Source organism: Pseudoalteromonas sp. SIMBA_162, from assembly GCF_046535955.1.
Taxonomy (GTDB): Bacteria; Pseudomonadota; Gammaproteobacteria; order Enterobacterales; family Alteromonadaceae; genus Pseudoalteromonas; species Pseudoalteromonas marina.
On the sequence record NZ_JAWJBQ010000723.1, the window covers coordinates 1 to 256 of the forward strand.

The 256-nt window shown below is 67.6% G+C and carries 1 pseudogene; it reads right to left on the reverse strand.

Going from position 1 to position 256, the window contains the following annotated elements:
- A pseudogene (locus tag R0J88_RS21565) lies at window positions 1-256 on the reverse strand (ABC transporter ATP-binding protein); the annotation flags it as partial.

The following is a 256-nucleotide window of genomic DNA, read 5'->3' on the forward strand; positions in this document are numbered from 1 at the left end:
CTGCTCGCCGGCACTGGCCGCGCCGGAGAACGCCAGCTCACGTCCGCGCACCTCGGCCTCGAACAGATTGATCTGCGGCTCGGAATAGAGCTTCGCCGCCTCGACACTCAGCGGATGATGGTAGACGGCCTCGGTAGGCCCGGACTGCAGCACCCGCCCTTCATGCATCAGCGTTGTGGTGCCGCCGAGTGCCAGCGCCTCGCCGGGCTCGGTAGTGGCGTAGACGGCAATGGTGTTGCGGGTCGCGAACAGGCTG